This is a genomic window from Paenibacillus sp. FSL R7-0128 (genome assembly GCF_038002245.1).
Taxonomy (GTDB): domain Bacteria; phylum Bacillota; class Bacilli; order Paenibacillales; family Paenibacillaceae; genus Paenibacillus_AQ; species Paenibacillus_AQ silagei.
In genome coordinates, this window is record NZ_JBBOCD010000001.1 from 21,261 (window position 1) to 47,164 (window position 25,904).

Annotated in this window: 22 protein-coding genes, 1 tRNA gene, 1 other RNA gene and 1 pseudogene; 23 read left to right on the forward strand and 2 right to left on the reverse strand. The window is 52.0% G+C overall.

Going from position 1 to position 25,904, the window contains the following annotated elements; translation table 11 throughout:
* The first annotated feature begins 105 nt into the window (after positions 1–105).
* The 12 genes and pseudogenes from thiC (at position 106) to NST26_RS00200 (ending at position 11,663) form a co-directional block, all read left to right on the forward strand.
* A complete protein-coding gene (thiC, locus tag NST26_RS00145) occupies positions 106–1,800 on the forward strand; it encodes a phosphomethylpyrimidine synthase ThiC (RefSeq protein ID WP_445323304.1) in 1,695 nt (564 codons plus the stop codon).
* A gap of 215 nt (positions 1,801–2,015) precedes the next feature.
* The gene (locus tag NST26_RS00150) at positions 2,016–2,243 is read left to right on the forward strand and encodes a DUF1858 domain-containing protein (RefSeq protein WP_036690062.1); all 228 of its coding nucleotides are present in this window, start codon (positions 2,016–2,018) and stop codon (positions 2,241–2,243) included.
* Between the two features lie 14 nt (positions 2,244–2,257).
* On the forward strand, positions 2,258–3,520 hold the full coding sequence (locus tag NST26_RS00155; protein WP_340956850.1) for a DUF438 domain-containing protein: 1,263 nt from the start codon (positions 2,258–2,260) through the stop codon (positions 3,518–3,520).
* Between the two features lie 201 nt (positions 3,521–3,721).
* Positions 3,722–4,672 carry an ROK family glucokinase gene (locus NST26_RS00160; RefSeq protein WP_036690067.1) on the forward strand — a complete coding sequence of 317 codons (951 nt, stop codon included), beginning with the start codon at positions 3,722–3,724 and terminating at the stop codon, positions 4,670–4,672.
* A gap of 45 nt (positions 4,673–4,717) precedes the next feature.
* Positions 4,718–5,617, forward strand: coding sequence for an RNase adapter RapZ (gene rapZ / locus NST26_RS00165; RefSeq protein ID WP_036690069.1), 900 nt, complete (start codon positions 4,718–4,720; stop codon positions 5,615–5,617).
* A 57-nt stretch (positions 5,618–5,674) separates the two neighbouring features.
* The gene (locus NST26_RS00170) at positions 5,675–6,616 is read left to right on the forward strand and encodes a gluconeogenesis factor YvcK family protein (RefSeq protein ID WP_200869550.1); all 942 of its coding nucleotides are present in this window, start codon (positions 5,675–5,677) and stop codon (positions 6,614–6,616) included.
* An 18-nt stretch (positions 6,617–6,634) separates the two neighbouring features.
* A complete protein-coding gene (whiA, locus tag NST26_RS00175; RefSeq protein ID WP_036726258.1) occupies positions 6,635–7,564 on the forward strand; it encodes a DNA-binding protein WhiA in 930 nt (309 codons plus the stop codon).
* Between the two features lie 97 nt (positions 7,565–7,661).
* Positions 7,662–7,931, forward strand: a complete 270-nt coding sequence (locus tag NST26_RS00180) for an HPr family phosphocarrier protein (protein ID WP_036690075.1) — start codon at positions 7,662–7,664, stop codon at positions 7,929–7,931.
* A gap of 76 nt (positions 7,932–8,007) precedes the next feature.
* A pseudogene (locus NST26_RS00185) lies at positions 8,008–8,549 on the forward strand (GNAT family N-acetyltransferase).
* A gap of 94 nt (positions 8,550–8,643) precedes the next feature.
* Positions 8,644–9,399 (forward strand): SIMPL domain-containing protein, encoded by a 756-nt coding sequence (locus NST26_RS00190; protein WP_339312226.1) that lies wholly within the window; start codon positions 8,644–8,646, stop codon positions 9,397–9,399.
* Between the two features lie 372 nt (positions 9,400–9,771).
* Complete coding sequence (locus tag NST26_RS00195) at positions 9,772–10,869, forward strand: PdaC/SigV domain-containing protein (protein WP_340956847.1); 1,098 nt, start codon at positions 9,772–9,774, stop codon at positions 10,867–10,869.
* Positions 10,870–11,024: 155 nt separating this feature from the next.
* Complete coding sequence (locus tag NST26_RS00200) at positions 11,025–11,663, forward strand: GDSL-type esterase/lipase family protein (RefSeq protein WP_036726263.1); 639 nt, start codon at positions 11,025–11,027, stop codon at positions 11,661–11,663.
* Positions 11,664–11,750: 87 nt separating this feature from the next.
* On the opposite strand, the gene clpP is transcribed toward NST26_RS00200, so the two are convergent.
* Positions 11,751–12,347: an ATP-dependent Clp endopeptidase proteolytic subunit ClpP gene (gene clpP, locus NST26_RS00205; protein WP_036690083.1), complete on the reverse strand. Its 597-nt coding sequence runs from the start codon at positions 12,345–12,347 to the stop codon at positions 11,751–11,753.
* A gap of 193 nt (positions 12,348–12,540) precedes the next feature.
* Positions 12,541–12,615, reverse strand: a tRNA-Arg gene (locus NST26_RS00210).
* Between the two features lie 292 nt (positions 12,616–12,907).
* Between NST26_RS00210 and NST26_RS00215 the strand changes: the two genes are divergently transcribed.
* The 11 genes from NST26_RS00215 to NST26_RS00265 all read left to right on the forward strand — a co-directional run bounded on the left by NST26_RS00215 (position 12,908) and on the right by NST26_RS00265 (position 25,849).
* A complete protein-coding gene (locus NST26_RS00215) occupies positions 12,908–13,960 on the forward strand; it encodes a sugar-binding transcriptional regulator (RefSeq protein ID WP_036726264.1) in 1,053 nt (350 codons plus the stop codon).
* Positions 13,961–14,076: 116 nt separating this feature from the next.
* Positions 14,077–15,087, forward strand: coding sequence for a type I glyceraldehyde-3-phosphate dehydrogenase (gene gap, locus NST26_RS00220; RefSeq protein WP_036690087.1), 1,011 nt, complete (start codon positions 14,077–14,079; stop codon positions 15,085–15,087).
* A gap of 132 nt (positions 15,088–15,219) precedes the next feature.
* On the forward strand, positions 15,220–16,401 hold the full coding sequence (locus NST26_RS00225) for a phosphoglycerate kinase (protein WP_036726266.1): 1,182 nt from the start codon (positions 15,220–15,222) through the stop codon (positions 16,399–16,401).
* Between the two features lie 27 nt (positions 16,402–16,428).
* Positions 16,429–17,184, forward strand: a complete 756-nt coding sequence (gene tpiA / locus NST26_RS00230; protein WP_036726267.1) for a triose-phosphate isomerase — start codon at positions 16,429–16,431, stop codon at positions 17,182–17,184.
* A 2-nt stretch (positions 17,185–17,186) separates the two neighbouring features.
* Positions 17,187–18,731 carry a 2,3-bisphosphoglycerate-independent phosphoglycerate mutase gene (gene gpmI, locus NST26_RS00235; protein ID WP_036726269.1) on the forward strand — a complete coding sequence of 515 codons (1,545 nt, stop codon included), beginning with the start codon at positions 17,187–17,189 and terminating at the stop codon, positions 18,729–18,731.
* A gap of 57 nt (positions 18,732–18,788) precedes the next feature.
* Positions 18,789–20,075: a phosphopyruvate hydratase gene (gene eno, locus NST26_RS00240; RefSeq protein ID WP_036726271.1), complete on the forward strand. Its 1,287-nt coding sequence runs from the start codon at positions 18,789–18,791 to the stop codon at positions 20,073–20,075.
* Between the two features lie 231 nt (positions 20,076–20,306).
* Positions 20,307–20,540 carry a preprotein translocase subunit SecG gene (gene secG / locus NST26_RS00245; RefSeq protein WP_036690096.1) on the forward strand — a complete coding sequence of 78 codons (234 nt, stop codon included), beginning with the start codon at positions 20,307–20,309 and terminating at the stop codon, positions 20,538–20,540.
* Positions 20,541–20,771: 231 nt separating this feature from the next.
* A complete protein-coding gene (gene rnr / locus NST26_RS00250; RefSeq protein WP_340956844.1) occupies positions 20,772–23,744 on the forward strand; it encodes a ribonuclease R in 2,973 nt (990 codons plus the stop codon).
* Between the two features lie 178 nt (positions 23,745–23,922).
* Positions 23,923–24,402 carry an SsrA-binding protein SmpB gene (smpB, locus tag NST26_RS00255; protein ID WP_036690100.1) on the forward strand — a complete coding sequence of 160 codons (480 nt, stop codon included), beginning with the start codon at positions 23,923–23,925 and terminating at the stop codon, positions 24,400–24,402.
* A 202-nt stretch (positions 24,403–24,604) separates the two neighbouring features.
* Positions 24,605–24,969: a transfer-messenger RNA gene (gene ssrA, locus NST26_RS00260) on the forward strand.
* Between the two features lie 280 nt (positions 24,970–25,249).
* The gene (locus NST26_RS00265; RefSeq protein ID WP_340956840.1) at positions 25,250–25,849 is read left to right on the forward strand and encodes a DUF4145 domain-containing protein; all 600 of its coding nucleotides are present in this window, start codon (positions 25,250–25,252) and stop codon (positions 25,847–25,849) included.
* Positions 25,850–25,904: the final 55 nt, after the last annotated feature.

Sequence of the window (25,904 nt, forward strand, 5' to 3'; positions counted from 1 at the left end):
GGTGGAGCGGCTTTTTGACTTGCAGGAATCTATAGATTCTTCAGCTCAATCTGCTGCGTGACCTCTTATCTGATGAGTGTACAGAGCGAAGAGGAGGAGATTGAAATGAAAGGAATGGGTAAAAACGAAGAGGTGGATCTTTCGGGATTCCCCGCAAGCCGTAAAGTGTATGTGGAGGGCTCACGCCCGGATATCCGGGTTCCGATGCGGGAGATCAGCCTCAGCAGAACCGAAGGCGTTGCCGGGGAAGAGGAAAATGCTCCGCTGCGTGTCTATGACACAAGCGGTATGTACACGGATGCCGCGGAGGAGATGGACATTCGGAGGGGGCTGCCGCCGCACCGTTCAAGCTGGATCGCGGAGCGTGGCGATTCGGAGGAGTACACCGGAAGAGCCGTCCGGCCGGAGGATAACGGAATCCGCAGAGAAGGGGCTGCCGCAGAAGCTTATCCAGGACTGTGCAGGAATCCGAGGCGGGCCTATGCAGGCGGCAATGTGACCCAGTTGCATTATGCAAGGCAAGGGATCATCACACCGGAAATGGAGTATATTGCGATCCGGGAGAATATCCGGCCGGAGTTCGTTAGGGATGAGGTGGCTGCGGGCCGTGCTATTATTCCGGCCAATATCAATCACCCGGAGAGTGAGCCGATGATTATCGGCCGTAACTTCCTGGTGAAGATCAATGCCAACATCGGAAATTCGGCGGTCACTTCTTCTATTGAAGAGGAGGTGGAGAAGATGCGGTGGGCGACCCGCTGGGGGGCTGATACCATCATGGATCTCTCCACCGGCTCTAAGATCCATACCACCCGGGAGTGGATTATCCGCAATTCTCCTGTGCCGGTCGGGACAGTGCCCATATACCAGGCGCTGGAGAAGGTGAACGGTATAGCTGAGGATTTAACCTGGGAGCTCTATCGCGACACGCTGATTGAGCAGGCGGAGCAGGGGGTGGATTACTTCACCATTCATGCCGGGGTGCTGCGGCGCTATATTCCGCTCACTGCCCGGAGAATGACAGGCATTGTATCCCGGGGCGGATCGATTATGGCTGCCTGGTGCCTGGCCCATCAGCAGGAGAACTTCCTGTACACACACTTCGAAGACATCTGTGAGATTATGAAGACGTATGATGTGGCCTTCTCGCTGGGGGATGGCCTGCGTCCCGGCTCTATCGCTGATGCCAATGACGAAGCTCAGTTCGCCGAGCTGGAGACGCTGGGAGAGCTGACGGCGCTTGCCTGGAAGCACGATGTTCAGGTTATGGTAGAAGGTCCGGGCCATGTGCCAATGCACAAGATCAAGGAGAATATGGACAAGCAGCTTGAGATTTGCCACGAAGCCCCTTTCTACACCCTCGGTCCGCTAACTACGGATATTGCACCCGGCTATGATCACATCACGTCGGCCATCGGGGCAGCGATAATCGGGGGGCTTGGAACGGCAATGCTGTGTTACGTTACACCTAAGGAGCATTTAGGCCTGCCTGACAAGAATGATGTGCGCGAAGGAGTCATTACCTACAAAATTGCTGCACATGCCGCAGACCTCGCCAAGGGACATCCGGGTGCGCAGGACCGGGACAACGCGCTGTCCAAGGCGCGGTTCGAGTTCCGCTGGCGCGACCAGTTTCATCTCTCCCTGGACCCGGAAAGGGCGCAGGCGTATCATGATGAGACCCTGCCTGCGGAGGGGGCAAAGCAGGCGCATTTCTGCTCGATGTGCGGCCCTAAATTCTGCAGCATGCGGATTTCGCATGATATCCGGAATTCCCATAGATGGAGCCAATCACTGTAACTTAGCTGCATGACCTAATCTATATGTAGGTACGTTGTTCATGGCCGAGAGGCCGTGATTACAGCGTAAACGTATTATTCTGAGGCTATCCCCACAAGCTGAATGGCTGGCGGGGATAGTCTTTTTGTAGTTAGTGATTACAATCACAATTCACCTCTGTACCCTATGCTAAGCTGGTGTTGAGAAGAATTCTCATTAGTGAGGTGTGCAAAAGGATGAGCAAAGCGTTGAAGCTGGATGAATCGGTCTTTGAGCTGGTAACCAGGCACCCGGAAATTGTTGAGATCATGGTGGAACTGGGTTTTCGTGATATTGCGAAGCCTGGAATGCTGCAGACTGCAGGACGATTTATGACCCTCTCCAAAGGAATGAAATTAAAGAAAATAGAGCTGGAAACCGTTCGGCTGGCCTTTCAGCAGCATGGTTTCGAGATTATAGAATAGAAGGAGAGATTGTGATGAGCGAACTGATTAATAACCGCGAGGTCGATATTCCGGAACAGACACGCCGCCAGGCTATGCTGAGAGAGATCATCAAGGAGCTGCATGCGGGCAAAAGCGTGGAGGAGGTTAAGGCGCGTTTTGAAGAAGCGGTAGGCGATGTTACGGTGGAGGAAATCTCCGCCATGGAGCACTCTCTGATGACCGAGGAAGGCATTCCGGTAGAGGAAGTACAGCGCCTCTGCTCCGTGCATACGGCAATCTTCAAGGGCTCGATTGAACAGATCCACCGTTCTTCTAAGCCTGAGGAGCAGCCCGGTCATCCCGTGCATACGTTCAAGCTGGAGAACCGGGAGATCGAACGTCTGGTCAACTTCCGGCTGGAGCTGCATGCGGATAAGTTCAAGAAGAACGCCAGCGATGAGATTATCTATAAGCTGCTGGAGGACCTGAGTCTGCTGCTGGATCTCGACAAGCACTACAGCCGCAAGGAGAATCTGCTTTTCCCTTACCTGGAGAAGTACGGCATATACGGTCCTACGAAGGTAATGTGGGGAGTGGATGACGGAATCCGCAATATGATCAAGGAAGCCAAGAAGGCGCTTAGCGCCTATAACGGAGACAGCGGGCAGATTACAGCCGCACTGGAGGAGATCATTAAGGAAGTCAATGAGATGATCTTCAAGGAAGAGAATATTCTGCTCCCGATGGCGCTTGATAAGCTGACTGAGGATGAGTGGGTCAAAATCGCCCGCGAAAGCGATGAAATCGGCTTCTGCCTGACTGCGCCCGACCAGGAATGGATACCGGAACGTGCAGCGGAGCCTGAGGGTGCTGATGTTCCGGCGGAAGAAGGGGAAGGCCTGTCCCCGCAGGGCTTCATCCGGTTCGAGACCGGGCTGCTGTCGCTACACCAGCTCGAGACGCTGATGAATCATCTGCCGGTGGATCTGACCTTTATCGACGAGAACGATGTCGTCCGCTACTTCTCGCATGGCAAGGAACGGATCTTCGCCCGGACGAAGGCCGTTATCGGCCGCACCGTACAGAACTGCCATCCGCCGCAAAGTGTGCATGTTGTTGAGAAGCTGCTGGCTGATTTCAAAGCCGGAGTGAAGGATGCCGAAGATTTCTGGATTAACATCAAGGATAAATTCATCTATATCCGTTATTTCGCCGTGCGGGATGCAGGAGGCCGTTATATGGGGACGCTGGAATTCACCCAGAATATCGCACCGATCCGTGCCCTTGAGGGCCAGAAGCGGATTTTGTCCGAATAGCATTAAGGTATCTGGCACCCTACAATAGAAGAGAATGAACGGACTTTCTTGCCTGCCTGGTGAGAAAGTCTTTTTGTTAACAAATAAGAACTGAAGTCCATTGCCCCGGGTGTATCGCCTTTCCTTGACCGCAGGGGAGGGTTCTATTATAGTGGGTACGTAGGATTAACTATTTTAGCATAGAAAAAGGTGGCTTGTAACATGTCTGAACATATCTACGTTGGCGTGGATTTAGGTGGTACCACGATTAAGGTTGGAATCTGTAATGCCGAGGGAAGCCTGCTGCACACTTACGAAGGTCCGACAGGGACTGCGGATGGCGTCGATGCTGTCATCGATAATATCGAGAAGTATGTACGCCAGATTGTGGAGGACTCTCCGTACTCCTGGGACCAGCTGGCTGGTGTCGGTGCGGGACTGGCCGGATTTACGAATATTCGTGAAGGTATCATCATCCTTGCGCCCAACATAGGATTTAGAGATGTGCCGATCCGCTCCATTCTGGAGGGTCGCCTGAACAAGCCAGTCAAAATAGACAATGATGCCAACGTGGCTGCACTGGGCGAAGCCTGGAGCGGTGCAGGGCGCGGCATAGAGAACTGTGTCTGCTATACGCTCGGTACGGGTGTCGGCGGCGGTATTATCATTAATGGTAAGGTGTATCAGGGATTTGCCGGTCTGGCCGGCGAGCTTGGACATATCTCCGTGGTGCCCGATCTGGAAGCGATCCAGTGCGGCTGCGGGAACATGGGCTGTTTGGAAACCGTTTCCTCAGCGACAGGCATTATCCGTATGGCGAACGATGCTGTAGCACGCGGGGACCGGACCTCCTTGTCCACCGTTGAAAAAATCGCTGCGAAGGAAGTATTCGATGCCGCCAAGGCAGGCGATGAAGCTGCGCTGCGGATTGTGAACCGGGCGGCCTTCTACCTGGGCAAATCAATGGCCTCCGTTGCAGCGGTCCTGAACCCTGAAGTATTCATCGTCGGCGGCGGAGTCTCCAAGGCAGGCGATATTCTGTTCGATGAAGTCCGCCGGGTATTCGCCAAGCTGGCGCCTGCCCCTCTGCAGACCGGTGTTACGATTGTACCTGCAGCGCTTGGCAATGACGCCGGTATTATTGGTGCGGCAGGCCTGCTGCTGCGTTCTTAAAAGACCGGAATTATTCATATACTAATCATAGGGAGGGATGCTGTAATGACCGACCTCGAGCAAACCCTGCCCGCCCATGCCACCCTGATTATCATTACAGGCATGTCGGGTGCGGGCAAGACGATTGCCGTGCAGAGCCTGGAGGATCTGGGGTTCTTCTGCGTGGATAATCTTCCGCCTGTACTAATCCCGAAATTCGCTGAGCTGATTGAGCAGTCCAAGGGTAAAATCGCCAAGGTGGCGCTGGTCATCGACCTTCGGGGGCGGGAATTCTTCACCGCCCTGTCGGAGTCTCTGGCCTACATCAAGGACGAGTCAACGATCGGGTGTGAGATCCTTTTCCTGGACGCCACAGATTCAGTGCTTGTACAGCGTTACAAGGAGAGCCGCAGGCATCATCCGCTTGCTCCGAAGGGCATGCCGCTGGACGGCATCCGCATGGAGCGCCAGATGCTGGAGGAGCTGAAGAATTCAGCTACCCTGTGTCTGGATACCAGCAGCATGAAGCCGGTTCAGCTCAAAGAAAAAATAGTGTCACGCTTCTCCCACCTCGGGAAAAGCACCCTCTCGGTTAACATTACTTCGTTTGGATTCAAGTATGGGATTCCGATTGATGCTGACCTGGTGTTCGACGTCCGCTTCCTGCCTAATCCGCACTATGTGGATCAGCTGCGGCCCAAGACAGGCCAAGACAACGAGGTGTACGACTACGTAATGAAATGGCCTGAAACGCAAGAATTCCTGACCAAGCTGCTGGATATGCTTCAATTCCTTATTCCGCAATACCGCAAGGAAGGCAAATCCCAGATTATTATCGGCATCGGCTGTACGGGCGGCAAACACCGTTCGGTAGCCATCGCCGAATACCTGGGCAAAATGCTGGGGGTTAGCGAGACGGAAGCGGTGGCAGTCAGCCATCGGGACTCCGAACGCGACCGGCATTGATGAGAGAAGGGATGAATAGTGGCTGAAGAACAAGGACAGCGTCCAAAGATCGTCGTGATGGGTGGCGGGACCGGACTCTCGGTGATGCTCCGGGGGCTGAAGGAGAAGCCGCTGGATATCACGGCGATCGTAACTGTCGCAGATGACGGGGGAAGCTCCGGGATTCTGCGCAGTGAGCTGCAGATGCCGCCGCCCGGGGATATCCGCAACGTACTTACGGCTATGGCTGACGTTGAGCCTCTGATGGCACAGATTATGAAGTACCGCTTCAGCAGCGGAGAAGGCTTAGCCGGGCATAGCCTGGGCAATCTGATTCTGGCTGCACTGACTGACATCTCCGGGGACTTCGTTACAGCAGTCCGGGAGCTTAGCCGGCTGTTCGCCGTTCGCGGCCGGGTGCTGCCTGCGGCCGGAGAGGCGGTAATCCTGCACGCCGAGATGGCGGATGGAACGCTGATTACCGGTGAATCCAAAATCCCGGAGGCGGGAGGCGTCATCAAGCGCGTATTTCTGGAGCCGGTGGATGTGGAGCCGCTGCCGGAGGCGCTGGAGGCTATCCGCAACGCAGATGCTATTCTGCTCGGTCCGGGCAGTCTGTATACCAGTATTCTGCCGAATCTGCTGGTGCCGAAGCTGGCAGAAGCCGTGGTAGCTTCCGAGGCCATTAAGATTTTTGTATGCAATGTAATGACCCAGCCGGGTGAGACGGATAATTACACGGTTAATGACCATCTACAGGCCGTATATGACCATATCGGGCTGCATCTGTTCGATTATGTGATCGTCAATGACGGGGAGATCCCGGAGCAGGTGCAGATCAAATACGCCGAGAAGGGTGCCCGTCCGGTACAGCTTGACCGTGAGGCCGTGGACGGCAACGGGTATAAGGTGATTGCTGACAAGCTGGTATTATTTAAAACCTATTTGCGGCATGATACAGATAAGCTCAGTCACCATATTTTCCAGCTGGTGAAGGATTGGATTGACAGAAAGAGTTAAATGAAAGAGGTGAGCCCCTTGTCTTTTGCGGCCCTTACCAAAAAAGAGCTGACGATGGTCGAGAGCCAGCCCTGCTGCGAGAAAGCGGAAATGTCAGCGCTGATCCGAATGAATGGTTCGGTGCAGCTTTCGAGCAAAAAGGTGGTTCTCGACATTTCGACGGAGAACGCCGCGATTGCAAGGCGGGTATATTCTTTGCTTAAGAAATATTACCAGGTCCATATCGAGCTACTCGTGCGTAAAAAAATGCGTTTGAAGAAGAATAACGTCTATATTGTAAGAATCCCGAACCAGGTCCAGGAGATCCTGAAGGATCTGCGGATTGTCTCTGAGGGCTTTATTTTCACGGACGGGATTGATGAGGAGATTGTTGGCAAGAACTGCTGCAAGCGTGCCTATCTGCGCGGGGCCTTCATGGCCGGCGGTTCGGTCAATAACCCGGAGGGCTCTTCGTACCACTTGGAAATCGCTTCCATGTATGAGGAGCACTGCAAGGCGCTCGTTGAGCTAGCTGGTGAATTTCACCTGAATGCCCGCTGCATAGAACGCAAAAAAGGCTTCATCCTATACATCAAGGAAGGCGAGAAGATCATCGAGTTCCTCAGTCTGATCGGCGCCCATCAGGCGCTGTTCAAATTCGAGGATGTGCGGATCATGCGCGATATGCGCAACTCGGTCAACCGGATTGTGAACTGCGAAACGGCCAATCTGAACAAGACGATCAGTGCGGCGGTACGCCAGATTGAGAACATCAAGCTGCTGCAGCGCGAGGTGGGTCTGGAAAGCTTGCCGGATAAGCTGCGGGAGGTGGCCGAGATCAGACTGGCGCACCCGGATATTAACCTCAAGGAAGTCGGGGATATGCTGGGCGGCACGGTCAGTAAATCGGGTGTGAACCACCGTTTGCGCAAAATTGATGAGCTGGCGGACAAGGTCCGCGGCGGCTGATTATTTTTTTTCTAGTGCGGTATGCGTTATAATGATATAATATTATAAAATTAATGTGAAATTTTTGGGCAGATCTCAAATAGGGGGTAAGCGTTTCATGACAAAGCACCCGGTAGTTGTTCGGTTGAAGACGGGGCTCCATGCTCGGCCGGCAGCATTGTTTGTGCAAGAAGCTAATAAGTTTTCGTCGGAGATTTTCGTGGAAAAAGACGATAAAAAAGTGAACGCCAAGAGTATCATGGGCATTATGAGCCTTGCGATCAGTTCCGGTACGGAGATTCATATCAGCGCAGACGGTGCAGATGCGGAACAGGCTGTAACCGCTTTGACCAGTCTGGTAAGCAAGGAAGAGCTCGAGAATCAATAAATGCTACATGGTCTAACCAAAAGCCCTTAGGGGCTTTTTTTCATATCAGCTTTAGAGGATAAGGAGAGGTATGCGGATGCAGATTCAAGACGGTGAAGTATCATTAGTTGAGCCTGCTGAGGCGCTCAGAGAGCCGTATTTAGCCTTTTATGAGGAGTGGAAGGCCAGCGGGGAGCCGTTTGTGCCCTGGGTAACAGAGATGGACCCGGCTGACTTTGGCGGTATGATTCAGACTCTTCACGGGTATGCTCGTGGTACAGATATACCGGACGGCTGGGTGAGCAGTTCAACCTTCTGGCTGGTGACCACGGACAAACGGGTAGTGGGGGCTGTGAACATCAGGCACCGGCTGACCGAAAGGTTGCTCCATTCTGGCGGGCATATCGGTTACGGCATCGTCCCTTCTGCACGCAGACAAGGCTATGCCAGTGAGCTATGAAGCAGGCTCTCCTGAAGGCCGCTGAACTGGGTATCGAGCAGGCACTCGTAGTCTGTGACTCCGTCAACACCGCATCGGAACGGACAATCCGCAGGAATGGCGGTATCGAGGATAGCGAATATATAGAGGAGGACGGAAATGTCATCCGCCGGTTCTGGATCGGGACGGGGAACAAATAAAAAATAAATATCGTACATCGCTCATGCAACTTTTACCATGCTGTCCCGTCTAGAGGGTAATAACACTTAAACGAATCGAAAGGGGATGGCAAGCATGAGAAAATGGGGTAAATCGATTGGATCAGTTCTGCTGGCAGCTAGCTTGATGATTGGAGGAATGGGGTTGAGCGGAGTGCTAAAGGGTCCTGAAAAGGCTTACGCCGACGAAGTACAGAAGAATGTGGTGAACGTGGTAGGCAAAGGCGAGCTGTCGATCAAACCGGATATCGCGTATCTCTCCATCGGCGTAACGACAACTGCCGAAACTGCGCAGGAAGCACAGAAAGGCACAGCCGCGAAGGTCTCCAAGCTGACCGCTTTGTTCAAGACCACTTGGGGCATTGCAGACAAAGACATTCAGAGCACCCAGTTCAACGTACAGCCTAACTACACTTACAGCGAGAAGGACGGCCAGAAGGTAAAAGGCTATAACGCCCAGCACACGCTAGAGGTCTCTTACCGGGATCTGACAAAGGTTGGACAATTGCTGGACGCTGCCTCTGCGGCTGGAGCGAACAACATCGGCAATGTGCGGTTTGCCATTGAAGATCCATCGGCCTTTGAAGCACAGGTAATCGAGAAGGCTATGCAGAATGCAGATGTCAAAGCAGCGGCTATTGCCAAAGCAGCCAAGCGCGGACTGGGTCAGGTAGTCACTGTCATTCAGAGCGATGACGGGAATCATCCGGTGGTCTACGCTGAAGCAGCCTCCATGCAAAAGATGTCCATGGATAACAATGCTGGCAGCTCCGTTGAGCCCGGGCAGGTTAAGGTCACTACCCAATTGAGTGTAACGTATGAACTGAAATAAACGTTTCGCAAGAGGCGCTTGCTCTGCTGTTATAAGCAGGGCAGGCGCTTTTTATAAAAATATAAGAATTTATATGTTTTACATGATAAATTATCCTTCTATTTCTCGCTGAAACGGTACCGTCCTTTAAAAGGACGGCAAAGCCGTTTCCACTTGTCATATAAATGTATATATATGCACATAGCCGCTATCGAAAGCTCTCAATTTGTTTAAATTGAGGTAACAGGATCTTTAGATAATCACGGCAAACCTTAAGAAACTGTAAAGCGGATTGTAACAACCCCCGCTCGCTCTTTTACTATAATAGGAACAGTGATACAGAGGAACACACATCATGACTAATCATACCACCAGGTGGAAGGGGAAATAACAATGAATTCGAACTCTAAGAAATACATCAGCAAATGGGGTGCAGGAATGCTCGCCGCAGGAATCCTGTTGGGAGGAACAGGAATAATCCATGCAGGCATCACTGAGGCCGCTCCGGCAGCCGCTCAGGTCAAAGCCAAATCCTCATCTGTAGTGCTGAAGGTTAACGGGAAAAGTACAGCCCAGACGGGCCTGCTCCAGGAAGGAAAGGTATGGGTGCCGGTAACCTTCCTGCGCGATGCGCTGGGGATGCCGCTCTCTTATGATAAAGCGGGGAAGACGTACACCATCGGGACAGGAACTGCTCAGACAAGGCTGACGATCAATGATTATGGCATTTCTGTTATGGTGAACAATTATTATGTCGGTGAAGGCAAGCAACTGAATAACCGGCTGTATGTTTCGTCTGAGCTGCTTAGCGATTACTTGGGCTACAAAGTAGACGGGGGCGCAGCAGCAGGACGGCTGAATGTTATGAAGAAAGTGCAGAATGCGGTAACCATCAAAACAGTGAGCTATGTGAAGGATCATAAGGATGCGCCTATCCGGCTGGATTATCCGCAGGTCAGCGGCCTGGCAAGTGCAGAAGCAGAGAAGGCAATCAATGATACGATTAAGCAGACCGTTCTGAACTATGCGAAGGATGCTGAAGATCAAATCTCCAAGCGGTCGAAGGATGACCGGCCGTATGAATTCGAAGGCGGTTATGTGGTCACGTATAACCAGGATGGCGTGCTCAGCCTAATCACCAATCAATACGGGTATACCGGCGGTGCCCATGGGATGACTTACCGCAATGCGTTCACCTTCTCGCTCAAAGACGGGAAACGTCTGTTGCTGGGCGATCTGTTCGGTGCCAACCCTAATTACAAGAAACAGCTCAATGCCAAGCTGGCCACCGAGATCAAAGCTAACGGAGGATATCTGGGCGGGTTCAATGGACTGAATACCGAGAAGTACTTCTATCTGAAAGATGGCAAAGCGGTGCTCTTCTTCCAGTTATACGAATACACGGCATATGCCGAGGGCTTCCCGGAATTCAACTTCAGCTTCAAGGAACTCCTGCCGGATGGAAGCAGTCCGTTCGCGGCGCTGAAATAATAAAATAATTATCCAGATGCCCTTGCATCTTCTCCGGGAGACGCAGGGGCATTCTTCATGTGCGCGGCCTAATCAGCCTGCCCTGCCGTTACCACTTCACCCGGATAGTCATAAGCTATAGAAGGCAAGCAGCTTATAACGGGGAGGGGAAGGTTATGGTCTATGCTTATACAGCGATCGGGGATTCACTTACAACCGGCTTCGGGGCGCTGCCCGGGAACGGCTTCGTCCCCGTCTACCGGCGGATGGCGGAAGGGAGGCTGGGTACACCAGTGGTGCCGGCGAATCTTGGCGTCAACGGTCTGACCACCGGGGGGCTGAAGCAACGGCTGAGGAGCTCGAATGTCTACCGGGCGGCGGTGAAGGATGCGCAGATCATTACGCTGTCCATTGGCGGCAACGACTTGATTAAGGCAGCCCGGGCAGCCGGGCCCCGGCCCGGTGAATTCCAGGGCTTACTGCAGCAGGCGCTTAGGGACTGCAAGCGTAACTACAGCGACATCATGGGTAGCCTGACACAGCTCAAAGCAGGTTCCCGCAGCCCCTACATCATCCGGATGGTAGGCCTGTATAATCCCTACCCACAGGTGAATGAAGCAACAGAGTGGGTGCGGGAGTTCAACCGCTATGCAGCAGGCTACAGCAGCAATAACGTAGGGTTTGCTTCGGTATACCATGAATTTGCCGGTAACGAGCGGGGGCTGCTGTTCCTGGACCATATTCACCCGAACGGCAGAGGCTACCGCGTAATTGCAGGCAAGCTGGATGCCCTTGGGTACGGGAGCTTAAGGTAGGCAGCAATGGCTGGGCATAAGAAAGAGGCTGTAACGGGACCGGACCGGTCTGTTACAGCCTCTTTGTGTATTCATTGGAGCAGGTACTTATACGCCTGTTGGCAGAGTCTTCTCAATTACCTTGTCCACGATACCGTATTCAGCAGCGTCTGCAGCGCTCATGAAGTAGTCGCGGTCAGTATCCTTCTCGATCTTCTCCAGCGGCTGGCCTGTACGCTCGGACAAGATGCGGTTCAGCTTCTCACGCAGCTTGATGATGCGGCGGGCGCGGATCTCAATATCCGAAGCCTGCCCCTGCGCACCGCCTAGCGGCTGGTGAATCATGATCTCGCTGTTCGGCAGGGCGAAGCGCTTGCCCTTGGCGCCGGCGTTCAGCAGGAACGCTCCCATGGAAGCGGCCATACCTACACAGATGGTGGACACATCCGGCTTAATGTATTGCATTGTATCGAAGATGGCCATACCCGCTGTGATGGAACCGCCTGGGCTGTTCACATACAGGTGAATATCCTTATCCGGGTCCTCGGCAGCCAGGAAGAGCATTTGTGCGATGATGGAATTGGCAACCACGTCATTAACCTCCGTTCCAAGGAAAATGATGCGGTCCTTCAGCAGGCGGGAATAGATGTCATAAGCGCGCTCACCGCGGTTGCTCTGTTCTACTACCATAGGAATATAACTCACGTGGAAAACCTCCTTGAAATTGGTGCTTCGAATGTGTTCATTTTTTACTGTTACCGTATTAACCACATGATAAACAAATTCAAACAAAAAGTCAAAGAAAGTCAAACTTACTTTCAAAAAAAAGAGCCCTCAAGCGGCTCATTGGTTAAATATAATATAATCGGAACTAAATTATGTACAAGCTTGAAAAAAATGGCGCGCCCGCCAAGAATCGAACTTGGATCTCAGGCTTCGGAGGCCTACGTCATATCCATTGGACCACGGGCGCAACAGAAATTATTATAATATACTTCTCGGATAAAAGCAATGCGTATTAGGCATCCTGCGCAAAAATAGTTTTCTCTGCCTCCATTAATAGAGCCGGAGATGCACCTCCTGCCAGCGGCCTTCCGGACAAGCCCATGTATAAGATGAAAGCGGGCTGAGAATTATAGTCTCGGAACACTTGCACTTGGCGTCAGTTTTGGGTAGAATATGGGTGGGACTTAAAAAGTTAACCCGGGACATTTTGAGACCACGAACAAGGGATAAGAGAAAGACGAAGTTGCAGGAGTGAAAGCATGCGTAATCTATTGGAAATCCAAAAGCAGCTTCTGCCTGATCTCATGGAAACCCTTAAGAGACGGTATACGATTCTACATCAGATCATGCTGTCCGATATTATTGGGCGCAGGACGTTAGCCGCATCGCTTGATATGACCGAGCGGGTGCTGCGCGCCGAGACGGATCTTCTGAAATCGCAGGGGCTCATTGAGATCGAGAGCGTCGGTATGCGCATTAGCGATGCCGGTCGCAGACTGCTTGACCTGCTGGAGCCGGTCGCCAAGAGCCTATTCGGCCTGGATGATCTGGAAGAGAAAATTCGTACAACGTACGGTCTCACCAAAGTAATTGTGGTACCTGGCGATTGTGAGACATCGCCGTTCACCAAGCGTGAGCTGGGGCGCGCAGGCTCCAAGGCACTGCTCAGCGTACTGCGGAGTGACGATACGATTGCCGTCACAGGCGGATCAACACTGGCCGAGATGGCCGATCAGCTGACCCCGCCGCTATCCCTTTCCTATAAGAACGCCTGGGTTGTTCCGGCGCGCGGAGGACTGGGAGAGAGCATGGAGATACAGGCCAACACCATTGCTTCAACCATGGCCAAACGGATTGGCGCCAATTACCGTCTGCTGCATGTGCCCGATCTGCTTAGCGGAGACGCATATGAGTCGCTTGCGCAGGACTCCAATATTGGAGAGATTGTACAAATTATCCGCAGATCGCGTATTATTGTACATGGAATAGGCGACGCCATTGAAATGACCCACCGCCGCAAGCTGGACTCCGGGACGATCTCAGAGATTCAGAGCGAGGGAGCCGTAGCCGAGTCCTTCGGATACTATTTCAATGAGAATGGCGAAGTGGTTCATACGATGCGGACCATGGGGCTGCGCCTGGAAGACATTATCCGTACAGAAGTCGTTATCGGTATTGCCGGCGGCAAACGCAAGGCGAAGGCCATTCATGCGATGCTGCGGTTCGGGCAAGAGGATATTCTCGTCATCGACGAGGCGGCGGCTGTTGAAATCGGCAAGGAAATCGACACACAGCTACAAAAGGCCCTATAGATTCCATTAAATGGGGCGCGCGCAAAGGGTTTATGCATTATACTTAACATTGTTGTCTTGACGAGCCTCACGGCTTGTCTTGAATAAATAAAACGAACTCTAGGAGGAACTATTCAATGAGTGTAAAAGTTGGTATTAACGGTTTTGGACGTATTGGACGCCTTGCATTCCGCCGTATTCAAAATGTAGAAGGTATCGAAGTGGTAGCAATCAATGACTTGACTGACGCTAAGATGCTTGCTCATTTGCTTAAATATGATACAACTCAAGGTAAATTCCAGGGAGACGTTGAAGTTCATGACGGATTCTTCAAAGTAAACGGTAAAGATGTTAAGGTTCTGGCGAACCGCAACCCTGAAGAACTTCCTTGGGGAGAGCTTGGCGTTGATATCGTTCTGGAATGTACTGGTTTCTTCACAACTAAAGAAGCCGCTGAGAAGCACCTTAAAGGCGGAGCTAAGAAAGTAGTTATTTCCGCTCCAGCTACAGGCGACATGAAAACTGTTGTGTACAACGTTAACGATGACATCCTTGACGGTTCCGAAACAGTAATCTCCGGCGCATCTTGCACAACGAACTGCCTGGCTCCAATGGCCAAAGTCCTGAACGACAAGTTCGGTATCATCGAAGGCCTGATGACTACGATCCACGCTTACACAGGTGACCAGAACACTCTTGATGCTCCACACGCAAAAGGCGACTTCAGACGCGCCCGCGCTGCTGCTGAGAACATCATCCCTAACACTACCGGTGCTGCTAAAGCCATCGGCCTGGTTATTCCAGAACTGAAGGGCAAACTTGACGGTGCAGCACAACGTGTGCCTGTAGCTACAGGTTCCCTGACTGAGCTGGTTACTGTTCTGGATAAGAGCGTAACTGTTGAAGAAATCAATGCAGCCATGAAGGAAGCTTCTGACCCAGAAACTTACGGCTACACTGAAGACGAAATCGTATCTTCCGACATCAAGGGTATGACTTTCGGTTCCCTGTTCGATGCAACTCAGACAAAAGTACTGACTGTTGGCGACAAACAGCTGGTTAAAACTGTTGCTTGGTATGACAATGAAATGTCCTACACTGCACAGCTGGTTCGTACTTTGGAGAAATTCGCTAAGCTTGCTAAATAAGACCGATTTCATATAAGAAGTACAATAGAGCGGAAACAAGGAAAGTCTGTTTCCGCTCTTTCTAAATGAACTGGATTCGCGTGAAATGGCTTTGTGAAGGAACCAATTTTGGGTGTGGAGGAAATGTTAATCATGAACAAAAAAAGTGTCCGTGATGTAGAAGTAAAAGGCAAACGCGTATTCGTGCGTGTAGATTTCAATGTGCCAGTGGAAGACGGCAAGATCACTGATGATACCCGTATCCGCGAAACCCTTCCAACAATTAAATACCTGATTGAGAACGGTGCAAAGGTCATTCTGGCCAGCCATATGGGCCGTCCTAAAGGCGAATTCGTCGATTCCATGCGGTTGACTTCCGCTGCAGTCCGTTTGTCTGAATTGCTCGGCAAACCGGTAGCCAAGGCTGATGAGGCCATTGGCGAAGCTGTAAAAGCAAAAATCGCTGAACTGAACGATGGCGATGTGCTTGTGCTTGAGAATGTCCGTTTCTACAAAGGCGAAGAGAAGAATGATCCTGAACTGGCTAAGCAGTTCGCTGAACTGGCTGACCTGTTCGTCAATGACGCATTCGGCGCAGCTCACCGTGCCCATGCTTCGACAGAAGGAATCGCTCACTTCCTGCCGGCAGTATCCGGTCTTCTGATGGAGAAGGAATTGTCCGTTCTCGGCAAGGCGCTTTCTAACCCGGAACGTCCTTTCACTGCCATCATCGGCGGTTCCAAGGTGAAAGACAAGATTGACGTTATCGACAACCTGCTGAATCTGGCTGACAATGTACTGATTGGCGGCGGCCTCTCCTACACGTTCACCAAGGCTCAAGGTTACGAAATCGGTAAATCCCTGGTAGACAACGACAAGATTGATGCAGCGCTTGGATTCATCGAGAAGGCCAAGAAGCTGGGCAAGAACTTCGTGCTTCCGGTTGACGTTGTAGTGGCTGACAAGTTCGGTGCAGATGCCAACACCAAGATTGTAGATGCAACCGAGATCCCTGCAGATTGGGAAGGTCTGGACATCGGTCCTAAGACCCGTGAAATCTATGCCGATATTATCAAAAACTCCAAGCTGGTTGTATGGAATGGACCGATGGGCGTATTTGAAATCGACATCTTCGCTGAAGGCACCAAGGCTGTGGCTCAGGCTTGTGCTACTACCGAAGGCTACACTGTTATTGGCGGCGGCGATTCCGCTGCGGCTGCTGAGAAATTCCACCTCGCAGACCAGATGGATCACATCTCCACTGGCGGCGGCGCATCGCTCGAGTTCATGGAAGGTAAGGCTCTTCCAGGTGTAGAAGCACTGAACGACAAGTAATACCGAAGAGGGAGGCAATACATCACTATGAGTAGAACACCTATTATTGCAGGCAACTGGAAAATGTTCAAAACCGTTCCGGAAGCCGAAGGCTTCATCGCTGAAATCAAAGGCCAGGCGGAAGTGGCAGGCGTAGAGACTGTAATCTGCGCGCCATTCACGAACCTGCCTGCACTGGTTGCAGCGGTACAAGGCACTACCATCAAAATTGGTGCACAGAACCTGCACTTCGAAGATAACGGCGCTTATACAGGTGAGATCAGCGGCGTAATGCTGAAGGATCTTGGTGTAGAGTACGTTATTATCGGCCACTCCGAACGCCGTGCTTATTTCGGTGAAACGGACGAAATCGTCAACAAGAAGATGCATGCGGCCTTCCGTCACGGCATTACTCCAATTGTCTGCGTAGGCGAAAAGCTGGAAGAGCGCGAAGCTGACCAGACTAAGGACGTATGCAAGGTGCAGACTGAAGCGGCATTTGCCGGTCTTAGCGCAGAGCAGGCAGCAAGCGTAGTTATCGCTTATGAGCCGATCTGGGCGATTGGTACAGGTAAATCCTCCACTTCCCAGGATGCTAACGAAGTTATTGCTTATATCCGTACCCTTGTTAAAGGCCTGTACGATGAAGCAACGGCTAATGCAGTCCGTATCCAATACGGCGGCAGTGTGAAGCCTGAGAATGTAACGGAGTACATGAGTCAAAGCGACATCGACGGCGCTCTCGTCGGCGGTGCCAGCCTGCAGCCTGCTTCCTTCGTTTCACTCGTTGAGGGGGCGAAGTAAGAATGTCAGCTCCAAGACCTGTAGCACTGATTATCATGGACGGCTTCGGACTGCGGAACACGGATGAAGGCAATGCTGTTGCCCAAGCCAACAAGCCGAATTACGACCGTTACCTGAAGCAATATCCGAATACTACGCTTACCGCTTGCGGTGAAGCTGTAGGTCTGCCGGAAGGCCAAATGGGTAACTCTGAAGTAGGGCACCTTAACATTGGTGCCGGCCGGATTGTATATCAAGACCTGACCCGTATCGACAAGTCGATCCGTGATGGAGAATTCTTCGATAACGAGACGCTGGTGGCTGCCGTAAGAAGCGCTAAGTCAACCGGCAAAAAGCTTCACCTCTATGCACTGGTGTCCGATGGCGGCGTACACAGCCACATTAATCACCTGTTCGCCATGCTCGATCTGGCCAAAAAAGAAGATCTGCATGAAGTCTATATTCATGCCTTCATGGATGGCCGTGACGTACCACCCGACAGTGGACAGAAGTTCATTCAGGATCTGGTCGCCAAGATTGAAGAGGTTGGCGTAGGTACGATTGCTACGGTATCCGGACGCTACTTCGCGATGGACCGTGACAAGCGCTGGGAACGTGTAGAGAAGGCTTACCGTGCAATGGTATATGGGGAAGGCCCTAAATATACCGATGCCCTTCAGGCCATCACTGCATCCTACCAGAATTCTGTGTTCGATGAATTCGTGGAGCCAAGTGTAATTGTGGACAGCCAAAACAACCCGGTAGCGACCGTGGAGAGCGGCGATTCCGTCATTTTCCTTAACTTCCGTCCTGACCGTGCGATTCAGCTGTCACAAGTGTTCACGAACTCGGATTTCCGCGGCTTCGACCGTGGTCCTAAGTTCCCGCAAGGCCTGCACTTCGTATGTCTGACTACCTTCAGTGAGACAGTTCAAGGCTTCGTGGCTTACTCCCCGAAGAATCTGGACAACACGCTCGGTGAAGTGCTGGTTCAGCAGAACAAGAAGCAGCTGCGTATTGCAGAGACCGAGAAGTATCCGCATGTGACCTTCTTCTTCAGCGGCGGACGCGATGAGGAGCTTCCGGGCGAGACCCGTATCCTGATCAACTCGCCGAAGGTGGCAACCTATGATATGAAGCCAGAGATGAGCGCTTACGAAGTGGCGGCGGCCTGCGTAGCGGAGATTGAGGCGGACAGACAGGATGCCATTATCCTGAACTTTGCTAACCCTGATATGGTAGGACACTCCGGCATGCTGGAGCCTACAATCAAGGCAGTCGAAGTAACGGACGAATGCGTAGGCAAGGTTGTGGATGCTGTAGTTGCCAAGGGCGGCGTTGCTATTATCATTGCCGACCACGGAAATGCTGATATGGTATTCGATGAGAACGGACGTCCGTTCACAGCCCATACCACCAACCCGGTACCGTTCATCGTTACCACTGAAGATGTAGTTCTGCGCGAAGCTGGTATTCTCGCAGATGTGGCACCGACAATCTTAGATCTGATGGGACTTCCGCAGCCTGCGGAAATGACCGGACAATCCATGATTGCCAGCCGCAAATAAGCAAGACATCTGTTTGTGTAAACCCAAAACCATTGTATAAAAGGAGATTAAACTTACATGACTATTATTTCTGATGTGTATGCACGCGAAGTCCTTGACTCCCGTGGTAACCCTACTGTAGAGGTTGACGTATATCTGGAGTCCGGCGCAAAAGGCCGCGCTATCGTTCCTTCCGGCGCTTCCACTGGCGCTCATGAAGCTGTAGAGCTTCGTGACGGCGACAAATCCCGTTACATGGGCAAAGGCGTTCTGAAAGCTGTTGAGAACGTAAACGAAATTATCGCTCCAGAAGTAATCGGTATGGACGCTCTTGACCAAGTGGGCATCGACAAGCTGATGATCACTCTGGACGGAACTCCTAACAAAGGCAAGCTGGGCGCTAACGCAATCCTGGCTGTATCCATGGCCGTAGCTCGCGCTGCTGCAACAGCTCTGGACATTCCTTTGTACGTATACCTGGGCGGATTCAACGCCAAGACTCTTCCAGTACCAATGATGAACATCATCAACGGTGGTGAGCATGCCGACAACAACATCGACGTTCAAGAGTTCATGGTTCTTCCAGTAGGCGCTCCAAGCTTCAAGGAAGCACTGCGTACTGGTGCAGAAATCTTCCACAACCTGAAATCCGTACTGCAATCCAAAGGCCTGAACACAGCTGTTGGCGACGAAGGCGGCTTCGCACCGAACCTGGGTTCCAATGAAGAAGCGATCACTACAATCATCGAAGCGATCGAAAAAGCCGGTTACAAACCAGGCGTTGACGTATTCCTTGGTATGGACGTTGCTTCCACTGAGTTCTACAAAGACGGTAAATACACACTTGCAGGCGAAGGTAAGTCTTACACTTCCGCTGAGTATGTTGACCTGCTGGCTTCATGGGTTGAGAAGTACCCAATCATCACTATCGAAGATGGTATGTCCGAAGATGACTGGGATGGCTGGAAATTGCTGACTGAAAAATTGGGCGATAAAGTCCAATTGGTTGGTGACGACCTGTTCGTTACGAACACTGAGCGTCTGGCAACAGGTATCGAAAAGGGTATCGGTAACTCCATCCTGGTTAAGGTTAACCAGATTGGTACACTGACTGAAACCTTCGATGCGATTGAAATGGCAAAACGTGCCGGCTACACAGCTGTAATCTCCCACCGTTCCGGTGAGTCCGAAGACAGCACTATCGCTGACATCGCTGTAGCAACCAACGCTGGCCAGATCAAGACTGGTGCTCCTTCCCGTACAGACCGTGTGGCTAAATACAACCAACTGCTTCGCATCGAAGACGAGCTGGGCGAATTGGCTCAATACAACGGCCTGAAATCCTTCTACAACCTCAAAAGATAATTTCTTTTGAATCTATAGATACAATGAGCCTGCCGGTTTCCGGCAGGCTTTTTTGATTCTGATATCCGCGATAGAGGGACAACATGAGATTTTCATAGTGTGATAGGGCGGGAATGCCGTCTGGAAGGTTGTATTCATTCTGTGGCTATGATAAAATAAAAATGCTGTTTATGAAACGGATATTCTAATTTAGCATAGATAGTGATGCTTGGACGTAGGAGGTGGAAGTGAATGGATATCTTTTTGAAAGTGGTGCTTCTGATTTTTGCCGTAGGTCTGATTGCGGTCGTTCTTCTGCAAAAAGGGAAAAGTGCAGGTCTTTCCGGTGCCATCTCCGGCGGTGCTGAGCATCTCTTCGGTAAAACAAAGGCGCGCGGTATGGAGCTTGTGCTGCAGCGTGTAACAGTTGGTCTGGCGGCAGGATTCTTCATCATGTCAATAGTTGTTGCCATTGTTGTTGAATAACTCGTCTACAGTAAGCCTTCGCTCTGTTCTGAATGGAATAGACGGGGGCTTTTTTGTATGCAGATTTAATATTGTGAACATCATAACAGGGATGCCCGGGATTAATTTCGTGTATACTAGGGTATGAAGTATATAAAGGTAAATTTTACTTGAAATGATTAGCTGTACAATAGGACAAGGCATACAGTATGCCAATGCATAGGAATGCAGCAGGAGGCTGAGGTAACGAACATGATAACACAGGAAATCTTACTTGATTTCATGCGGGAGACCGCTTATAAACCACTAACCTATGAAGAACTGGTAAGCCATTTCGCCACTCAGGATAGTGCCGATTTCAAAGCCTTTGAGGCTCTATTGATTGACCTGGAAAAGGACGGCCGGATCATATTGACCCGGGGTAGCCGTTATGGTGTGCCTGAGCGGATGGATTTGCTGCGCGGACGGCTGCAGGTTCATGCCAAGGGCTTTGCTTTTCTGATTCCCGATAACCGGGAGCACCCGGATGTGTATATCCACGCGAACGATCTGAAGGGTGCTATGAACGGCGATATCGTCTTGATCCGCATTACCTCTAAGAGCCCGTCCGGCGGGCGAATGGAAGGCGAAGTGGAACGGATTCTGATCAGAGGTGTGTCGCAGACGGTGGGTGTCTTCCAGAGCCTGGAGACCTATGGCTTCGTGCTGCCTGATGATAAGCGGATTAACCGGGATATTTTCATCCCAAGGGAGTCTTTCAAGGGTGCGGTTGACGGGGAAAAGGTGGTTGTCCGCATTGTGAGCTATCCGGAGGGCCGTGCTGCGGCTGAGGGTGAGATCATTGAGATCCTTGGCCATAAGGATGATCCGGGCGTGGATATTCTGTCGGTAATCCGTAAGCATCAGCTTCCGGAGGCTTTTCCGGCTGAGGTGATGACGGAAGCGGAGCAGGCGCCGGATTCGATCACAGATGAAGAGATTATCGAGCAGGGGCGGCGTGATTTGCGCGGGCTCAATATCGTAACGATTGACGGTGCGGATGCCAAGGATCTGGATGATGCGGTCAACGTTGAGCGTCTGGAGAATGGCCATTATAAGCTGGGCGTTCATATTGCTGACGTAGGCTATTATGTGCGTGAAGGCTCTGAGCTGGACAAGGAAGCCTATGACCGCGGATGCAGTGTGTACCTGGTGGACCGTGTCATTCCTATGCTTCCACACCGGCTGTCGAATGGTATCTGCAGCTTGAATCCGCAGGTTGACCGTCTGACGATGTCCTGTGAAATGGAGTTCGACGAGCAGATGAAGGTCGTGAACCACGATGTCTTCACCAGTGTCATCCGCACGAAGGAGAGAATGACCTACTCTGACGTACGGAAGATTGTCGAGGATGAAGATCCTGAGCTGCTGGAGCGTTATGCTCCGCTGATCGGGGATTTCCGCCTGATGAAGGAGCTGGCGATGAAGCTGCGGGGTGCCCGGATGCGGCGCGGTGCGGTGGATTTCGATTTTGAGGAGAGCAAGATTATTGTAGATGAGGCCGGTAAGGCTATCGATATTGTAAAACGTGAGCGCTCTGTAGCGGAGCAGATTATTGAAGAATTCATGCTGGTGGCTAATGAGACGGTGGCGGAGCACTTCCACTGGCTGAAGGTTCCCTTCCTGTACCGGATTCATGAGGACCCGGACCCGGAGAAGCTGCAGAACTTCATGGCTTTTGCGGCTAACTTCGGCTACCACGTGAAGGGCCGGGGGAATTCGGTTCACCCGCGTGCCCTGCAGGATCTGCTGGAGCAGATTCAGGGAACGAAGGAGCAGACGGTAATCAGCACGATGATGCTGCGCTCCATGAAGCAGGCGAAGTATGATGCCGAGAGCACCGGGCACTTCGGACTGGCAGCGGAGTTCTATTCCCACTTCACCTCACCGATCCGCCGTTATCCCGATCTGGTCATCCACCGTGTGATGCGTGAGGTGCTTGAGAATGGCGGAGCGCTGAGCGAGAAGCGCCACGAATATCTGGCCTCCCGGATGCCGGATATTGCCCAGCAGTCCTCGGAACGTGAGCGAGTGGCTGTTGAAGCCGAGCGCGATACCGAGCAACTGAAGAAAGCAGAGTTCATGCAGGACAAGGTTGGCGAGGAATTCGACGCCATGATCAGCAGCGTGACCAGCTTCGGGATGTTCATTGAGCTGGACAATACGGTCGAAGGTCTCATTCGCCTCAGTGCGCTGACAGACGACTACTACCACTTCGATGAAGCTCATATGGCGCTGATCGGCGAGCGTACCTCCAAGGTCTTCCGCATCGGCGATGAAGTGAAGATCCGGGTTGCCAAGGTTAACATGGATGACCACACCATCGACTTCGAGTTAGTTGATATGAAGCCGCGCGCGGCTGGAGACCACCGGAGCTATGGCGGCAAAGGCGGCCGTCCGGGCGCAGGTGGCACCGGCAAGCCGTTCGCCGGTAAAGCTGGAGGCGGCAAGGGCCGTGGCGGTAAAGGCAAGCCGGGCAGCGCTGCTGCCGGAGGCAAGAGTGGTGTTGCCAAGGGCAAGAACGGCGCCATCTTCGGTGCTGGCGGTAAGGGGAAGAGCGGCGGCGCCGGTGCCGCTGGTAAGAGCAAGAACGCTTCTCCCGCTGGCGGCGGTGAAGCGGCTGGTGGCTTCGGCACCGCTGCGGCAGGCGCCGGGAACGGGCCGCGCGCAGATGGAGCGGCGGCGTGGGACATCGCCGGCGCAGCAGGCAGCGGCCGCAAGCGCGGCCGCGGGCCGGAAGCGGCAGCGCGGCGCGGGCTTGCCGCCGCAGGCGCAGCGGGCGGCGGCAAGGCGGACCGCCGGGGCGAAGCCGGCGGTTCGGGCGCTCCGCGCGAGGGCGGCAGAGGCCGCGGCGCGGAGGCCGGTGGCGTTGCCGGGGGACGCGGCATCGCCTTCGGCTTTGGCTCGGGCAAGGGCGGCTACGGCGCGCCGGGCGGTGGCGGGTCTGAGCAGGCGGGCGGTGAGCTGCGCGGCGTAGACGCGAGCACACGGTTCCGCAGCCGCGAGGACCTGGGGGCCGACGGACGCGGCGCAGCGCCGGAGGGCAAGGGCCGCCGCAAGAAGAAGGGCGGCGTGTTCATTAGCCCCTCCGTGACGCCAGGCAGCGGGGAGTCTGCAGGCCAGGCCGGTGCTGACACTGGCGAGAAGAGCGGGCGCCGTAAGCGCAAGAAGAAACCTAAGGCGTAGGCTGAACGATATGAGCGCTGTTCCTTAAGGGGAACAGTGCTTTTTTTAATAAGAATCAAGCTTCACACGACCGCGGCATAGAGCGATCCTTCCTTGCGTTGGCAGCTCGGCTTTTGATACAATATAGACCTGGTGTCCGTGAAGGATTACCGGCAATTCGATTCAAGGAGTGACGCTCATGGGTAAAAAAGCAGACGGGAAAGTGCTCGCCCAGAACAAAAAAGCTTCCCATGACTATTTTATTGAGGACACCTACGAAGCTGGTTTGGTTCTTACAGGAACAGAGATCAAATCGCTGCGTAATGGCCGCGCCAACATAGGGGATGCGTTCGCTACGATCCGCAATGGCGAGATTCATATCCACAACATGCATATTAGTCCTTTTGAACAGGGAAACCGCGCCAATCCTACCGATCCTACGCGCACACGTAAGCTGCTTATGCATAAGGAGCAGATACACAAGCTGCTGGGCTCGTCCAAACGGGATGGCTTCACCATTGTGCCGCTTAAGATTTATGTGCGTAATGGCTATGCCAAGCTGCTGATTGGTCTGGGTAAAGGTAAGAAGGAATACGACAAACGGGATTCCGCCGCGAAGCGTGACGCACAGCGTGATATCCAGCGTGTACTGCGTGACAAGCAGAAGGTCGCCAGATAGACGGACTATGCACCTGCGTCGAAGTGGTTCCAGATTCAACCTTCAATTCCTTTAACCCACGTGTTAAAGTGTTGATAAATGTGCTATACTGGGTAAGTAGATTTTTTGCTTCTGAACAGCCATCTTAAGTCAGATCGCTGTGTACCGGATCAGCATTTGTGCTTGTGATTGATCCGTTCATCCGAAGCGCCCTTTCTAATGAGGGGCCGTTCTTGGATTCGACGGGGATAGTTCGAGCATGAGTAGCGAGTAGTGGGGACGCGTCCGCTTCATCAACGCTAAAGCCTATTAAACGGCAAACAACAAAACAACTACGCTTTCGCAGCCTAAGAAACTGTGTGCGTGCTTCTACTCTGCATCGTCCATGTGACAGGGCTAGGGGCTAACAAATAGTGGAATACGCTGTCTCATCTCCGCCTGGGGTGAGCTGAAGAAGATAATCAGGCTGACCCGAAGGGGACCCGGTTACGGGGGGCTTCTAGGGTGACATCAAAACTGTAACTACACTCGTAGAAGCTTATGTGCCGTTATCTTCGGACAGGGGTTCGACTCCCCTCGGCTCCATATGGAGTATGAGAGAGTACCTTAATTGGTACTCTTTTTTCATGTTTTCAGGAGATAATTAGGGGTGCATTGTGGTTGAAATGCTTGATAATACTGGGTTTGTGAGAAGTGCTGGCCATGAATAGCATGAGTCTCCTTATAATTAATCCACTAGAGCATTAAAATGAAAATTTTCTCAAGCCAAGTCCCTTTATGCGCTTTCCTTGTTAATAAAGCAGGAAATTTTACAAATATTGTAGAACTACAGATGTAGGCTGTGACAGCAGGAAACGGGGGAAAGGATATGATAGTTGAATGTCCATATTGTAATTCCAAAGTAGATGGCATTATAAAAGGTGAGCATGAAACGTATAAGGACTATGAAGAGAATCCGTCGAAGCGAGTACTTTTAGAATGTCCAGTTTGCAAGTGCTCATTGCTAGCTCGAACAGAACTTTGGCAAATAGGAAATGAAGAATATGAATGGAGTCATGCTGTTAGGTTATGGCCTGATCCTAAAAGAGAATGGTCTTGGGATTTGCCTGAAGCTGTAAGCTTTTCATTGGATGAGGCTGAAAAATGTTTTAAAGGCAGTGCATATTTAGCTTGTGCTGTTATGTGCGGAAGAGCGGTAGAAGCCATCTGTAAGGATTTTAATGCTAGCAGTTCAAATATCTTCGGAGGTCTTAAGGAACTATTAGAGCGTGAGATAATTGATAAGAGGATTTATGAATGGGGAAATGCTCTGCGAATTCATCGGAATATTGGAGCTCATGCTTCTGATGTGAAAATAAGTAAAATAGATGCTTCTGACCTCTTAGATTTTGCAATAGCAATATGTGATTATGTGTATGTACTAAGAAATAAGTTTGAGGACTTTATGAAGAGGAGAGCCATTGAGTGACTAAACATTAACTATGTAGGGTAGGGAATAGTAAGTGGTTTTTTTTAATTAATAA

Coding starts and splice junctions, on each gene's coding strand:
- rnr (WP_340956844.1), top strand. CDS start 20,772: ATGATAACACAGGAAATCTTACTTGATTTCATGCGGGAGACCGCTTAT.
- tpiA (WP_036726267.1), top strand. CDS start 16,429: ATGAGTAGAACACCTATTATTGCAGGCAACTGGAAAATGTTCAAAACC.
- NST26_RS00195 (WP_340956847.1), top strand. CDS start 9,772: ATGAATTCGAACTCTAAGAAATACATCAGCAAATGGGGTGCAGGAATG.
- NST26_RS00200 (WP_036726263.1), top strand. CDS start 11,025: ATGGTCTATGCTTATACAGCGATCGGGGATTCACTTACAACCGGCTTC.
- smpB (WP_036690100.1), top strand. CDS start 23,923: ATGGGTAAAAAAGCAGACGGGAAAGTGCTCGCCCAGAACAAAAAAGCT.
- thiC (WP_445323304.1), top strand. CDS start 106: ATGAAAGGAATGGGTAAAAACGAAGAGGTGGATCTTTCGGGATTCCCC.
- rapZ (WP_036690069.1), top strand. CDS start 4,718: ATGACCGACCTCGAGCAAACCCTGCCCGCCCATGCCACCCTGATTATC.
- NST26_RS00265 (WP_340956840.1), top strand. CDS start 25,250: ATGATAGTTGAATGTCCATATTGTAATTCCAAAGTAGATGGCATTATA.
- NST26_RS00180 (WP_036690075.1), top strand. CDS start 7,662: ATGACAAAGCACCCGGTAGTTGTTCGGTTGAAGACGGGGCTCCATGCT.
- NST26_RS00225 (WP_036726266.1), top strand. CDS start 15,220: ATGAACAAAAAAAGTGTCCGTGATGTAGAAGTAAAAGGCAAACGCGTA.
- NST26_RS00160 (WP_036690067.1), top strand. CDS start 3,722: ATGTCTGAACATATCTACGTTGGCGTGGATTTAGGTGGTACCACGATT.
- NST26_RS00155 (WP_340956850.1), top strand. CDS start 2,258: ATGAGCGAACTGATTAATAACCGCGAGGTCGATATTCCGGAACAGACA.
- NST26_RS00215 (WP_036726264.1), top strand. CDS start 12,908: ATGCGTAATCTATTGGAAATCCAAAAGCAGCTTCTGCCTGATCTCATG.
- gap (WP_036690087.1), top strand. CDS start 14,077: ATGAGTGTAAAAGTTGGTATTAACGGTTTTGGACGTATTGGACGCCTT.
- gpmI (WP_036726269.1), top strand. CDS start 17,187: ATGTCAGCTCCAAGACCTGTAGCACTGATTATCATGGACGGCTTCGGA.
- NST26_RS00190 (WP_339312226.1), top strand. CDS start 8,644: ATGAGAAAATGGGGTAAATCGATTGGATCAGTTCTGCTGGCAGCTAGC.
- eno (WP_036726271.1), top strand. CDS start 18,789: ATGACTATTATTTCTGATGTGTATGCACGCGAAGTCCTTGACTCCCGT.
- NST26_RS00150 (WP_036690062.1), top strand. CDS start 2,016: ATGAGCAAAGCGTTGAAGCTGGATGAATCGGTCTTTGAGCTGGTAACC.
- NST26_RS00170 (WP_200869550.1), top strand. CDS start 5,675: ATGGGTGGCGGGACCGGACTCTCGGTGATGCTCCGGGGGCTGAAGGAG.
- secG (WP_036690096.1), top strand. CDS start 20,307: ATGGATATCTTTTTGAAAGTGGTGCTTCTGATTTTTGCCGTAGGTCTG.